This window comes from Sphingopyxis sp. EU05-FHT14B03, assembly GCF_058790875.1.
Window position 1 is genome coordinate 1,003,740 of record NZ_JBYTDC010000002.1, and the last position, 13,106, is coordinate 1,016,845.

The 13,106-nt window shown below is 66.0% G+C and carries 11 protein-coding genes and 1 tRNA gene; 11 read left to right on the plus strand and 1 reads right to left on the minus strand.

What is annotated here, in order from left to right:
- Positions 1-118: 118 nt before the first annotated feature.
- The 9 genes from AC3WS4_RS13900 (at position 119) to AC3WS4_RS13940 (ending at position 10,679) form a co-directional block, all read left to right on the plus strand.
- On the plus strand, positions 119-2,494 hold the full coding sequence (locus tag AC3WS4_RS13900) for an autotransporter assembly complex protein TamA (protein ID WP_492739627.1): 2,376 nt from the start codon (positions 119-121) through the stop codon (positions 2,492-2,494).
- Positions 2,494-6,723: a translocation/assembly module TamB domain-containing protein gene (locus tag AC3WS4_RS13905; protein ID WP_492739626.1), complete on the plus strand. Its 4,230-nt coding sequence runs from the start codon at positions 2,494-2,496 to the stop codon at positions 6,721-6,723. The genes AC3WS4_RS13900 and AC3WS4_RS13905 overlap by 1 nt, the downstream gene beginning before the upstream one ends.
- The gene (locus AC3WS4_RS13910) at positions 6,723-6,953 is read left to right on the plus strand and encodes a hypothetical protein (protein ID WP_056351484.1); all 231 of its coding nucleotides are present in this window, start codon (positions 6,723-6,725) and stop codon (positions 6,951-6,953) included. The genes AC3WS4_RS13905 and AC3WS4_RS13910 overlap by 1 nt, the downstream gene beginning before the upstream one ends.
- Positions 6,954-7,129: 176 nt before the next feature.
- Positions 7,130-7,702 (plus strand): TMEM165/GDT1 family protein, encoded by a 573-nt coding sequence (locus tag AC3WS4_RS13915; protein ID WP_492739625.1) that lies wholly within the window; start codon positions 7,130-7,132, stop codon positions 7,700-7,702.
- 22 nt (positions 7,703-7,724) lie between these two features.
- A complete protein-coding gene (locus tag AC3WS4_RS13920) occupies positions 7,725-8,054 on the plus strand; it encodes an SMR family transporter (RefSeq protein ID WP_492739624.1) in 330 nt (109 codons plus the stop codon).
- Between the two features lie 49 nt (positions 8,055-8,103).
- Entirely contained in the window at positions 8,104-8,379 is a 276-nt protein-coding gene (locus tag AC3WS4_RS13925; RefSeq protein WP_056351476.1) for a metal/formaldehyde-sensitive transcriptional repressor, read from the plus strand.
- 10 nt (positions 8,380-8,389) lie between these two features.
- Positions 8,390-9,373, plus strand: a complete 984-nt coding sequence (dmeF, locus tag AC3WS4_RS13930) for a CDF family Co(II)/Ni(II) efflux transporter DmeF (RefSeq protein WP_492739623.1) — start codon at positions 8,390-8,392, stop codon at positions 9,371-9,373.
- A gap of 296 nt (positions 9,374-9,669) precedes the next feature.
- A complete protein-coding gene (locus tag AC3WS4_RS13935; protein WP_492739622.1) occupies positions 9,670-10,320 on the plus strand; it encodes an HNH endonuclease in 651 nt (216 codons plus the stop codon).
- Positions 10,317-10,679, plus strand: coding sequence for a hypothetical protein (locus tag AC3WS4_RS13940; RefSeq protein WP_492739621.1), 363 nt, complete (start codon positions 10,317-10,319; stop codon positions 10,677-10,679). The genes AC3WS4_RS13935 and AC3WS4_RS13940 overlap by 4 nt, the downstream gene beginning before the upstream one ends.
- A 27-nt stretch (positions 10,680-10,706) precedes the next feature.
- Here the strand turns inward: AC3WS4_RS13940 and AC3WS4_RS13945 are convergent.
- Positions 10,707-10,793, minus strand: a tRNA-Ser gene (locus AC3WS4_RS13945).
- 280 nt (positions 10,794-11,073) lie between these two features.
- On the opposite strand from AC3WS4_RS13945, the gene AC3WS4_RS13950 reads away from it, so the two are divergent.
- Both AC3WS4_RS13950 and AC3WS4_RS13955 read left to right on the plus strand, forming a co-directional pair.
- The gene (locus AC3WS4_RS13950) at positions 11,074-12,138 is read left to right on the plus strand and encodes a lytic murein transglycosylase (RefSeq protein WP_492739620.1); all 1,065 of its coding nucleotides are present in this window, start codon (positions 11,074-11,076) and stop codon (positions 12,136-12,138) included.
- Positions 12,122-13,105 carry a septal ring lytic transglycosylase RlpA family protein gene (locus AC3WS4_RS13955; RefSeq protein WP_492739619.1) on the plus strand — a complete coding sequence of 328 codons (984 nt, stop codon included), beginning with the start codon at positions 12,122-12,124 and terminating at the stop codon, positions 13,103-13,105. Before AC3WS4_RS13950 ends, AC3WS4_RS13955 begins: the two co-directional genes overlap by 17 nt.
- The last annotated feature ends 1 nt before the right edge of the window (position 13,106 follow it).

The window sequence follows — 13,106 nt, forward strand, 5'->3', positions numbered from 1 at the left end:
GATCGCGCAGACAGGGGGCATGGTTCTGCATCGCACGGCAAGTCATCGCAAAACCGCCAGAATCTGGTTGCGCGACCGCGTGCCAGCGCACAGAAGCGCATCTGGTAGCGGGCAGCAGATGCAAGATTCTGAAAAATTTCGCGAATTGATCCGCCGGACCGCGACGAGGACGTCGCTGCGTCCCACGCTCGCGCTGTCGGCATCCTTGCTCTGCCTCGCCGCAACGACCGCGCACGCGCAGGAAGCCCCGTCACCGCCGCCCGTCACCGAAACGGCTGGCAGCGATTCCGCGCCCGAAACCCCGCTGGCCAAGCCCACCCCGCCGCCGCCCGACGCGGTCTTCCCGGTGGTCGACCCGATCATCGAGGATGACGAGTTCGATCGCGCGATCCCGCCGATTTCGGCCGAGGACGACCCCGAACTCGGTGTCCCGCTCGAATCGATCGCCGAATTCGAACGCCGCCAGGCCGCAAAGGCCGCGTCACAAGATGAAGCGCCGCCCGGCTCCGAACCCGCCCCCACTCCGGCGCTGGCCGACGGCGATGCGGTCGAGGCGATCGGCGACGCGCCGATCAGCGACACCGAACTCGCCGCGCCGCTGCCCTCGCTCGAAAGCTTCAACGTCGAACCGGTCGAATTCGCCGAACCCGAATCCGCCGACGAAACGGTCAAGATCGCTTACACGGTTCAGGTCAACGGCCTTGCGCCCGCCGACGACGGCACCGACGCCGACCTCGCCGACCTGTTCGGCGACCTGTCGGCGCTCTACGATGGCGATGGCGAAGCCGCCAATGCGTCGATGGTCCGCGCCCGCCTGACCGCCGATGCCGACCTGATGCGGCGTATCCTCGCCTCGGAGGGCTATTATGACGCCCAGGTCGAAACGCGGATCGACCGCAGCGGCGGCAGCGACAATGACGGCACTGATCGCGGAAACCGAACTGCGGATGGCCCCGCCGGCACAACCACGCAGGGTCAGTCCGGGCGTCCGCGGTCGCTGGTCGCGATTATCGATGTCGTGCCGGGGCAGCGCTACACCCTCTCCGACATCGTCATCAACGCCGCGCCGACGGTGCCGCCAACGCTGATCAAGGATAATTTCCCGCTGGCGATCGGCGAACCGATCGTCGCGCAACGCGTCCAGGGGGCCGAGGCGGCGATCGCGCTCAAACTGCCCGAGGAGGGCTATCCCTTCGCGGTCGTCGGGCAACGCGACATCCTGCTCGATGGAGCGACCGGTGACGGGGTTTACACCTTGCCCGTCGAAATCGGGCCCCGCGCGCGCTTCGGCGGGTTCGAAACCACCGGCAAGCTCGCATTCGATGTCGAACATGTCGAACTGCTGGCGCGGTTCAAGCGCGGCGACCTTTATGACAGCCGCAGGGCCGACGACCTCCGCCAGGCGCTCGTCGCGACCGGGCTGTTCTCGACCGTGTCGGTCGAACCGCAAAAGACCGGTGAAAGCGCGGGCGACGACACCGAGTTCGTCACGATGCTGGTGACGCAGGAAGCCGGGCCGCCGCGCACCCTCGCCGCCAGTGCGGGCTATGGCACCGGGCAGGGCATTCGGATCGAGGCGGGCTGGACTCACCGCAACCTCTTCCCGCCCGAAGGCGCGCTGATCATCCGGGGTCTGGCCGGCACGCGCGAACAGGCGGTCGCCGCCACCTTCCGCCGCTCGAACGCCGGGCGCCGCGACCGCACCTTCGAACTGGTAACCGAAGTGTCGCGCAGCAACTATAACGCCTTCGAGGCGCTGACCGGGCGCGTCGGCTTCCGCGTCAGCCGCGAATCGACGCCGATCTGGCAGAAAAAGATTACCTATGCCTATGGCCTCGATCTGATCGCCACGAGTGAAGACGACTATAGTTTCCTCCTCGGCGCGCGCGACCGCAGCCTCTATTATATCGCGGGCCTGACCGGCCAGCTCGGGATCGATCGCAGCGACAATCTGCTCAACCCGAGCAAGGGGTTCCGCGTCACCACCCTGATCCAGCCCGAAGGCTCGCTCAGCGGCAGCTTCTCGCCCTATGCCCGCGTCCGGATCGATGCGAGCGGCTACTATCCGGTGACCGACAGCGTCGTGCTCGCGGGGCGCGTGCGAGTGGGCTCGATCCTCGGCGCCTCGCGCGAGAATCTGGCGCCGTCGCGGCGCTTCTATGCCGGCGGTGGCGGTTCGGTGCGCGGCTTCGGTTATCAGGAACTGGGGCCGAAAGACCCGAACAACGACCCGATCGGGGGGCGCAGCGTCAACGAGGTCGCGGTCGAGGCACGCTATCGCTTCGGCAATTACGGGATCGTGGGCTTCGTCGACGCGGGGCAGGTCTATCGCGGCTCGACCCCGGATTTTTCGAACCTGCGCTACGGCGTCGGCATCGGCGGGCGGTTCTACACCAATTTCGGCCCGATGCGCCTCGACATCGCGACCCCGATCGATCGCCAGCCGGGTGAAGGCCGGGTCAGCGTCTATGTCTCGATCGGGCAGGCTTTCTGATGGCCGACGACGCCGCCTTCGACGACAGCCCGCCGCCGCCAAAGGCAAAACCGTCCTGGCCGCGCCGTATCGCGCGCGGCGTCGGCATCACGATCGTCAGCTTGATCGCGCTGATCGGCCTCTTCCTCGTCGGGCTTAACAGCGATGCGGGGCGGCGTTTCGTCGTCACCCAGATCGAAAAATATGAATTCGAAAACGGGATGAAGATCGGCATCGGCCGGCTCGACGGCTCGCTCTATGGCGCGATGTCGATCCGTGAACTCACCTTGTCTGATACCAAAGGCGTCTTCCTGCGCTCGCCTGAGGTGAAGGTCGACTGGCGACCCTTTGCGTACCTGTCGAACCATGTCGACATCCGCTCGGCGACCGCGCTGACGATGACGCTGGCACGGATACCCGCGTTCAAGCCGGTTCCCGATACCGGCGAACCCTTGCTGCCCGACCTCGATATCGATGTCGCGAAAGTGCAGGTCGACCGCTTCATCTTCGAACCCGCCGTCGCGGGCGAACGGCAGGAAGCGCGCATCACCGGCAAGGTTGCGATCGCCGACCGCCGCGCACAGGTCACCGCCAACGCCGAAACGGTCGGGGGCAAGGCGAAGGGCGACAAGCTTGCGCTGATCCTCGACGCCGTGCCCGAGACGAACCGGCTGTCGATCGACATGGACATCAACGCGCCGCAGGGCGGTGTGCTCGCGGCGATGGGTGGATTCAAGGAGCCGCTGACCGCGAAACTCTCGGGTAAGGGTGACTGGAAGGTCTGGAACGGCACGCTGACCGGCAACCTCGGCAGCCAGCCGCTCGCGCGCCTCGGCCTTGCCGCGCGCGACGGGGTGTTCGCGGTCAAGGGCACGGCCCGGCCGTCGCGCCTGCTCGCCGCCGGCCCCGTCGCCGACATGCTCGGCACCGAAATCGCGATCGACCTCACGGCCCGGCTGGCCGAGCGCAAGGTCGGTCTCGACGGCCGCATTTCGTCCGACGCCGCGCGCGTCGGACTCAGCGGCGGTATCGACCTAGGCACCAGCCGTTACGACGGGTTGCAGGTCGCCTTCGTGCTGCTCAAGCCCGGCGCTATCGCCCCTTATGTGCGCGGCAGCGGGCTGCGCGCGCAAGCCCGGCTCGACGGCGAATTCCGCCTGCCGACGGTCGAATATCAGGCGAATGCGACCAGCCTCGCGGTCAACGACATCGTCATCGAGGCGCTGACACTGTCGGGCAAGGCGCGCGTCGATCCCGACCAGATCTTCATCCCCGTCGCGGGCCGCGCCAGCCGCATCCGCGGCCTCGACACCGTCGCCGGCGGCACGTTGGTGCAGGTGAGCCTCAACGGCGACCTCGCGTATAAGGACGGCCGTCTGTTGAGCGACAATATGCGCCTGCGGTCGAGCCGCATCGACGCCAAGGCGATCCTGATCGCCGACCTCAACCGCGGTTTCTACACCGGCGCGATCGATGGGCGCATCGACGATTATCGCATCGAAAGCGTCGGCATCTTCGACATCGACACCGACGCCGACCTCAAGACCGCAGCCAACGGCGGGTTCGAAATCGTCGGCCGCGTTCGCGCGCGCTCGACCCAGCTCTTCAACTCGGGCGTCCGCAATGTCCTCGGCGGCAACGCCGTGGCGTCGAGCGACGTGCGCTACGGCACCGACGGGATCATCCGCTTCGCCAACCTGCGCCTCAACGCACCCTTGATGCGCGTGACCAGCGGGCAGGGGAGCTATAGCCCGAACGGCCAGATCAACCTGACCGCCCGCGCGTCGTCGACCGAATATGGCCCGCTCGGCCTGCAACTCGCGGGCACGATCACCGATCCGCGCGCGACGCTCACCGCCGATCGCCCCGGCCTCGGCATCGGACTCCAGAACCTCGTCGCGCGGATCACCGGCGCAACCGGCGGCTACCGCCTCGCCGCGACCGGCGACACCGACTATGGCCCGCTCGCTGCCGACGTCGTGCTGCTCACCGCCAAGGGGCCGCTGACGATCGATATCGAACGCGGCGACCTGTCGGGCATCGGCTTCAAGGGGCAACTCGTGCAGAGCGCAGCCGGGCCCTTCGTCGGCCAGCTCGACGCCTCGGGTCAGGGGCTGGGCGGCCTCGTCCGCCTCAGCGCCACCGGCCAGTATCAGGCCGCAGCCATCAACGTGCGCGCCAACAATGTCGTGCTGCCCGGGCCGGCCCAACTCGCGATCGGCTCGGCGATCGTCGATGCCGATGTCATCCTCTACGACCAGCCGCGCATCATCGCCGACATCCAGATCGCCCAGACGCGCATTCGCGAATTCGATATCGCCGTAGGCCGAGTCAAGATCGATTACCAGAACGGCACCGGCAAGGCGCAGGCTCTGGTCGAGGGGACGAGCGGCGTGCCTTTCCGCGTCGCCGCCAACGCCGATCTCCAGCCGAAGCTGTGGCGCGCCTCGGTGCAGGGGCGCGCCACCGGCATCAATTTCCGCACCACCAGCCCGGCGCGCATCATCCCCGGCAAGGATGGGTATGAACTACTGCCGACCAACATCGATTTCGGCCGCGGCAGCAGCGCGCGGCTCGCGGGGCGGTTTGGCGACGGCATCATGGTCCAGAGCCGGCTCGACCGGGTCAATCTCGCGATGCTCAACGCCGTCTACCCCGACCTCGGCCTCGGCGGCCGCGCGACGGGCAGCCTCGATTTCGAACAGGCCAGCGCCGACAGCTTCCCGCGCGCCGACGCACGCCTGACGATCACCGGCTTCACCCGCACCACCGCCGCGACGGTCAGCCAGCCGGTCGACGTCAATTTCGCCGGCAAGCTGCTCGCCGACGGCGGCGAGGCCAGCGCGGTGATGCGCAAGCGCGGCAGCGTCATCGGACGCCTCCAGGCCTCGCTCCGCCCGCTGCCCCCCGGCGCAGGCACCTGGATGACGCGGCTGCAGGCCGCGCCGCTCAGCGGCGGCATCCGCTACAACGGCCCCGCTGACACGCTCTTCTCTTTCGTCGGGTCGGGCGACCAGCGTATCGCCGGGCCGATCGGCGTCGCCGCTGACTTCAGCTGCCGCCTGATGGCTCCTTGCCTGAACGGGGTCGTGCGCGGCAATGCGCTGACCTATGAGAATCTGACCTATGGCACGCGGCTGACCAACATGGTCGTCAACGGCCGCTTCTCGGGCGACCGCCTCGAAATCGAACAGATGACCGCGACCGCCGGCGACGGCATCGTCAAGGCGTCGGGCTATGTCAGCCTTGCGGCGGCGAGCGGCTATCCGATGAAGATCGATGCCGTGCTCGACAACGCCCGCCTTGCGCGCAGCGACAATCTGGCGGCGCGCGCCACCGGCAACCTCACGCTCGAAAAGGTCGCAGGACAGACCGCGCTGCTCTCGGGCGACCTCCGCCTTCCCGAAACGCGCTACAAGATCGTCCGCCAGGGCGCCGCGAGTGTGCCGGTGCTGACCGGCGTCCGCCGCAAGCCCCCCGCCGGGCGCCAGCGGATCAGCGGCGACGGCATGGCCGCGGTGGGCGGCAGCCTGTTCGACCTGATCCGCCTCGACGTCCGCCTGCGCGCCGGCGACGAAATCTATGTCAGCGGCATGGGTCTCGAATCCGAATGGATGGCCGACGTCACGCTGAAGGGCACGACGGAAGCGCCGCGCGTCACCGGCGAGATCGAACTGGTACGCGGGACGCTCGGTTTCGCGGGCCGCTCGTTCGACCTCGAAGAGGGCCGGGTGACCTTCCCGACCGGCGATGCCTATGATCCGTCGATCCGCCTGATCGCGAGCGACACGTTCGACGAGGTCACCGTCACGGTCAACGTGTCGGGCCGCGCCCAGAACCCGCAGATCGCCTTCTCCAGCGTCCCCGGCCTGCCGCAGGACGAGATCGTCTCGCGCATCCTGTTCGGCGATTCGATCACCGCGCTGTCGCCGCTGCAGGCGGTCCAGCTTGCCGCCTCGCTCAACAGCCTGCGCGGCAGCGGCGGCCTCAGCCCGCTCGGCGCGCTGCAATCGGCGACCGGCATCGATCGCCTCCGCGTCCTCAGCCCCGACGATACGCAGGGGCGCGGCACCGCGCTCGCGGCGGGCCAGCACATCACGAACGATATCTATATCGAGGTGATCACCGACGGCCGCGGCTACACCGCGACCCAGCTCGAAATCAGCCTGACCCCGGCGCTGTCGATCCTCAGCCAGGCCGGCGGATCGGGCCAGACCAATTTCAGCGTCCGCTACCGCAAGGATTATTGATGCGCGCCGCGCTCCTCCTGCTGCCCCTGCTCCTCGCCGCCTGCAAGGAGGAGCCGAAGTTCGAGGATCGCTTCGACAAGGCGGCAAAGGAAATCGACGCGCGCGCCAAGGCAATGGACGCCGACATCGCGGCGGCGGACAAGGCGGCGAAGGATGCGGGGGAGGCGGAACCAAAAGCCTTGCCTCCCGAAGCGTCGCCGTCTAACCCCGCCCCGTCATCTGGGGAGTAGCCAGCCGTCCGTTCGGGACGGGCCATCGTGTCAACATACTCGGTCGAGAGGCCGTGGTGCGGTGGAAACGCGAAAGCGTTTGGGCGAGACCAATGGCATCGACCCCACGTCCGGGCCGGGCGGCGGGTATCGATGTCCGTTGGAATCGCAACGCCGCCCGGCCCCGGAGTCTATCCATGGAAGCCCTCTTCACCTCGACCGCCGTCGTCGCGCTCGCCGAAATCGGCGACAAGACGCAATTGCTCGCGATCCTGCTCGCGACGCGCTTCAACAAGCCGGTGCCGATCATCTTCGGCATTCTCTTCGCCACCCTCGCCAACCACGCGCTCGCCGCGCTGCTCGGCGCGTCCGCGGCGTCGTTTCTTGACAGCCCGGTCTTCCGCTATGCCATCGGCCTCAGCTTCATCGCGATGGCGGCATGGACCCTCGTCCCCGACAAGCTCGACGACGATGAAGCCCCCAAGCCGCGCTTCGGCGCCTTCCTGACCACACTCGTCGCCTTCTTCCTCGTCGAAATGGGCGACAAGACGCAGGTCGCGACGATCGCGCTCGGCGCCCAATATCACAGCGTGCTGCTCGTCACGACCGGCACCACCCTCGGCATGATGATCGCCAATGTCCCGGCGATCTTCCTCGGCCACGAACTGCTCAAGCGCGTCAATCTCGACACGGTGCGCAAGGTCGCCGCCGTACTTTTCCTCGTCATCGGCATCTGGGTGCTGATACAGGCGGCCGGCCTGTTGGGCTGACGCCGCAGGGAAGGAGAAGGCGATGAACTATCTCTATCTGGCGCTGGCGATCGTGGCGGAGGTCATCGCGACCTCGTGCCTCAAATGGTCGGCGGGCTTCACCAAATTGCTGCCCTCGGTCGTCACCGTCGCCGGTTATGCCATCGCCTTCTATTTCCTCTCGCTGACCCTGCGCACCATCCCGACCGGCATCGCCTATGCGATCTGGTCGGGGGCGGGCATCGTGCTGATCGCCGCGGTCGCATGGGCATTTCAGGGCCAGAAGCTCGATGCGCCGGCGATCGTCGGTATGGGGTTGATCATCAGCGGCGTCGCGGTGATGAACATCTTCTCGAAAGTCAGCGCGCATTGATGCGTCTGCGGCTGTTCATGACAGGCAATATAGGGTAGGGGGCTATCCCATGTCGCATCTGAAACCTAACAAGGATCAACTCCTTGCTCGCGTCCGCCGGATCGCCGGACAAGTCGCCGCGATCGAAAAGGCGATCATCGACGACGCCAGTTGTTCGGCGGTGCTGCACCATGTCGCGGGAGTTCGCGGGGCGGTCCTCGGGCTCGCCGACGAACTGGTCGAGGACCATGTCCGCGAACATCTCGCGCGTCCGGGGCTCACCGACGCGGAGCGCAGCGAAGCGGCGGACGAGCTGCTGACGGTCATCCGGCGCTACGGCAAATAGGGGCGGCACAATGTCTTTCGATAGCCAGGTCGACGACCTCACCCACGACCATGTCTTCCTCGGCCCCGGCCACGACGAAAACGGCCGCCGCACGCTGTGGGTGGTCGCGATCACCGCGGTGATGATGGTCGCCGAAATCGTCGCGGGGATCGCCTACAACTCGATGGCGCTGCTCGCCGACGGCTTTCATATGGCGACCCACGCCGGCGCGCTCGGCATTGCCGCCATCGCATATGCTTATGCGCGCAAACATGCCCGCAACCCGCGCTACAGCTTCGGCACCGGCAAGGTCGGCGACCTCGCGGGCTTCGCCTCGGCACTGATCCTGGGGATCGTCGCGCTCGGTATCGCCTTTGAATCGGCGCAACGCCTGCTTGATCCGCGCCCGGTCGACTTCCTCGACGCCACAATCGTCGCCACCATCGGCCTGATGGTGAACATCGTCTGCGCGGTGCTGCTCGGCGGCGGTCACAGCCATGGGCCGGGACACAGTCACGGCCATGCGCACCACAATCATGAGCACGACGACCATGACCACCATGGTCACGGCCACGATCACGACCACCACGACCATGCCAAGCCTGCGCGGCACAGCGACAACAATATGCGCTCGGCCTATCTCCATGTCCTCGCCGATGCGCTGACCTCGGTGATGGCGATCGCGGCGTTGCTCGGCGGGCGGTACCTCGGCTGGATCTGGCTCGACCCCGTCATCGGGATCGTCGGCGCCGTCGTCATCGCCATCTGGGCCTGGTCGCTGATCCGCGACACCGCGTCGGTCCTGCTCGACAGCAGCGAACCCGCGCTCGAGGAGGAGATCCGCCGGACCCTTGAAACCGAGGGCGACATCCGTCTCGCCGACCTTCACGTCTGGCGCGTCGGCCCGGCGGCGCATGCGGCGATCGTTTCAGTCGAGGGCGGCGATTGTGGGAGTATCCGCCAGCGCCTCAAATCCATTCCCGAAATCGCGCATCTGACCGTCGAGGCGCGCTGAGGCCTGCGCAGGCCGACAGGTTTGCCGCCCGGATAGCAGCGCCGCGACTCTCGACCGCCGCCCTGCACGGAGACCAAGCTGGCGAATAAACCCGCAGCCGCCCCACAAAAGGTGTCGCTCTACGTAAAGAATTTCGTGCTTCGCCCGCCAATTTTCGCGACCAATGCGGCAAGGAACAAGCCATCAATTTCGATTTGATGCGGAGTTTTCATACGTTACGTTCTACAAAATCCGGGGGTCGACCGACAAGGTCATCTTGTCACGATGCAAGCGTATGAAGTGGGAGGGGGAAGCGCATGGACGAGCGAGAGATGAAGCTGGCTGTTTCTGCGGTGACGAAATCTTTCCCTGATTTTGCGTTTTCAACGTTCGATTTTATTCAGAAGTTTCGGGAGCAGTATCCACGTCTATGGAAAGATCTAGATGACTTATATGGGGCAGGTGGAAAAGGTGCTGGTAGTCACTACACGGCTTTCTCCCGAATGGCTCAAGAACTGAGCGCGCTGTCACGTAAGGGTGATTTAGGACGTTTGGATTATCGGCCTGCGCCCGACATTTGGGGCAATCGCGTCATTCGCTTTTGGAGTTTGTCAAATAGCGACACCAAAAGCCGAGCGGAAGAAACTGAGACAGTCGATCCTGAGTTTCGGGAGGGTTCATGGCGCTTACGCGTGCACCTTCAACGAGAACGTGGGCGGGGTCTCAGCAAAAAAAAGAAAGCAGAGTTCATAAGAGAGCACGGGAAGTTGTTTTGTGAACGCTGCAATCTAGATCCAGGCCAAGAATACGGTCTGCCGATCGGCGCTGCGGTAATCGAAGTTCATCATGACCGCGTAGAAGTCGGAAAAATGGCGGAAAATCATATTACAAGGTTGGGTGATTTGAAGTGCCTATGCGCAAACTGCCATCGCATTGTGCACGCCGAAATTAATGAGGGGGCTAAATGAACAAATTGAAGTGGGTTTGCATTGTTTTCGTTGCCTGCGTTCCGACAGCGGCGATTGCCGATGATATCGGCGGAGTACGCAAGAAGGAGCCAGAATTCGTTGCGTCTGTTGAATTGAACATCTTTGACGTCGAACGATGTGTTATTGATACCGACAATATCGGCAAGCCTTGGGTTTACCGCCAACCTGATCGCCCAGATGATGTCATGCTTGTTTGGGAAAGCTCAGACTTCGGTGACGCGACCGTTCTGGAGATGCATCGCGATGGACGTGATCTCCGCTTAAAGTTTTGGGGCCGGAACAAGGCTTGGCGAAAAATCCAGCCCTGCATCGGTCGAGCCGAAAGCGAAGTAGAATAATTTCTGCGGTCATAAGCCTATGGTCGGCGGAAGCGGTGGGATTCGAACCCACGGTGAGCTTGCACCCACGGCGGTTTTCAAGACCGCTGCCTTAAACCACTCGGCCACACTTCCATCCGGACACCGCTTATCGCGGCACGGCGGTATTGTCGCCTAGCGGCGTCGTCTCCGGCGGGCAAGCCCGCCTCCGGCTCAAGACCGCTGCCTTAAACCACTCGGCCACCTGTCCTCCGCCCGCGCCATAGCGCGCGCGCGGCTTGCGGCAAGCGAAACCTTGTCCGGCGGCGCGGCGAGCCGGCGGTTCTCCGTCCGCCGCGCTTATGACTCGCTTCATCGGGTCGCAGGCTGGTCATTCAGCGTGCATCTGTGTCAGACCTTGCTTATGGGGTGGGACATGATGCGCACTGCAAGTTTCGGAATCACACGCTTTTTCTCGCTGTTCGCGGCGTTCGTGTCGGCGTGGATGCTCACCGCCTCGGCGCCGCTCCACGCCCAGAGCGGCGACCCCGGCTTCGACACCTATATCCAGTCGCTGTGGCCCAAGGCGCAGGCGCGGGGTGTGTCGCGCGCGACCTTCGACCGCGTCACCGCGGGGCTGCGCTATAACGCGCGGGTCGTCGCACTCGACCGCGACAATCTCGGCGCGCCGCCCAGCAACGACACCCCGATCCCCGCTTTCGCGCCGTACAAGGCCAAGCATGTCGACGCCGCGCGCATCGGCGGCGGACGCCGCGTCCACGATCGGCTGCTGCCCTTGCTGTCGCGCATCGAGCAGCGCACCGGGGTGCCGACCAGCATCATGATCGCGATCTACGGCCATGAAACCGCTTACGGCCAGGTCACCGGCAATTTCGACCTGCCCGAGGCGCTGGCGACCCTCGCTTATGAAGGGCGCCGCCGCAGCCTGTTCGAACCCGAATTCCTCGCGACGCTCGAAATGGTCGAACGCGGCGTCCCGCGTCAGGTGCTCAAGGGCAGTTGGGCCGGCGCCTTCGGCTATCCGCAATTCCTGCCCTCGGTCTATTTGCAGGTCGCCGAGGACGGCGACGGCGACGGCAAGGCGAATATCTGGTCAAGCGAGGCCGACGCGATCGAATCGATCGGCGCCTATCTGCGCCGCGCCGGCTGGCGCGCCGGGCAACCCTGGGGCGTCGCGGTCAGCGTTCCCGCCGGTTTCAACCGGACGCGCGTCGCCAGCAAGCTCGAACCCACCCGCTGCCCGCGCGTTTTCGCGCGTCACAGCCGCTGGCGCTCTGTCGCCGAATGGCGCGCCGATGGCTTCCAGCTGGCGGGCGGCAATTGGCCCGACGGCCGCGTCCAGGCGACCTTGCTCGAACCCGACGGGCCGGGGCGCACCGCTTATTTGCTGACCGGCAATTATCGTGCGATACTCGATTACAATTGTTCCAATTTTTACGCACTGTCTGTGGGGTTGCTGGCGGATGAAATCGATCGGTAATAGGGGGGTCATGCTGGCGGCGACATTGCTGCTGGCGGGTTGCGGAAGTGTCGATGGCAAGCGCGATGGCGGCTCCGTGGCCGGGCCCGCGCCTGCGCCCGGCGGCAGCGCGCTGGTCGACGGCACGCCCAAGCTCGGCGCGCCCTTCACGGTCGCCGGCACCACCTACACCCCGTCCGACATCGCCGATTACGACGATGTCGGCTATGCGAGCTGGTATGGCGAGGAACTCGCGGGGTCGCCGACCGCGATCGGCGAGCCCTTCAACCCCGACGGGATCAGCGCGGCGCACAAGACGCTGCCGTTGCCGAGTTATGTCGAGGTGACCGCACTCGATACCGGACGCACCATCGTCGTGCGCGTCAACGACCGCGGGCCGATGGCCAATGACCGGTTGATCGACCTGTCGCGCGGCGCCGCGCAGCAGCTCGGCCTCACCGGCGGCGTCGCGGCCGTGCGCGTCCGCCGCACCAATCCGCCGATGGCCGAAAAGGCGCAACTGCGCAGCGGCGGCGCCGTCGGCGAACGGCTTGCCACCCCCGACACGTTGCTCGTCCTGCTCCGCAACAAGCTCAAGGACAGGCCGGCGCCTGCCGGCATGGCCGCCGCGACCGCGAGCAAACCCACCCCCTCGGCCCCCGCGCCGGGCGGCGACCGTTTCATCGTCGAAGGTCCGGGCGCCAAGCCCGCGGCAACCAGGCCCGCCGCCGCGAAACCGGCGACGCCGCCGCCCGCTGCCAAGCCCGCACCCGCCGCCAGCGGCAGCTATGCCGTGCAGGTCGCCGCCTTCAGCAGCCAGAGCCGGGCCAATGCTGCCGCGAAATCGGTCGGTGGCACGGTGACCAAGGCGGGCAACCTCTGGCGCGTGCGCATGGGGCCCTTCGCCAGCGAGGCCGAGGCGGTAAGCGCCGCCGGCAAGGCCAAGGCCAAGGGGTTCCGCGACGCGCAGGTCCAGCGCGACCGCTGAC

Excerpts from the sequence above, each read along its gene's own strand:
- AC3WS4_RS13900 (WP_492739627.1), top strand. The coding sequence starts at position 119 with ATGCAAGATTCTGAAAAATTTCGCGAATTGATCCGCCGGACCGCGACG.
- dmeF (WP_492739623.1), top strand. The coding sequence starts at position 8,390 with ATGTCTTTCGATAGCCAGGTCGACGACCTCACCCACGACCATGTCTTC.
- AC3WS4_RS13910 (WP_056351484.1), top strand. The coding sequence starts at position 6,723 with ATGCGCGCCGCGCTCCTCCTGCTGCCCCTGCTCCTCGCCGCCTGCAAG.
- AC3WS4_RS13950 (WP_492739620.1), top strand. The coding sequence starts at position 11,074 with ATGATGCGCACTGCAAGTTTCGGAATCACACGCTTTTTCTCGCTGTTC.
- AC3WS4_RS13925 (WP_056351476.1), top strand. The coding sequence starts at position 8,104 with ATGTCGCATCTGAAACCTAACAAGGATCAACTCCTTGCTCGCGTCCGC.
- AC3WS4_RS13915 (WP_492739625.1), top strand. The coding sequence starts at position 7,130 with ATGGAAGCCCTCTTCACCTCGACCGCCGTCGTCGCGCTCGCCGAAATC.
- AC3WS4_RS13955 (WP_492739619.1), top strand. The coding sequence starts at position 12,122 with ATGAAATCGATCGGTAATAGGGGGGTCATGCTGGCGGCGACATTGCTG.
- AC3WS4_RS13940 (WP_492739621.1), top strand. The coding sequence starts at position 10,317 with ATGAACAAATTGAAGTGGGTTTGCATTGTTTTCGTTGCCTGCGTTCCG.
- AC3WS4_RS13920 (WP_492739624.1), top strand. The coding sequence starts at position 7,725 with ATGAACTATCTCTATCTGGCGCTGGCGATCGTGGCGGAGGTCATCGCG.
- AC3WS4_RS13935 (WP_492739622.1), top strand. The coding sequence starts at position 9,670 with ATGGACGAGCGAGAGATGAAGCTGGCTGTTTCTGCGGTGACGAAATCT.
- AC3WS4_RS13905 (WP_492739626.1), top strand. The coding sequence starts at position 2,494 with ATGGCCGACGACGCCGCCTTCGACGACAGCCCGCCGCCGCCAAAGGCA.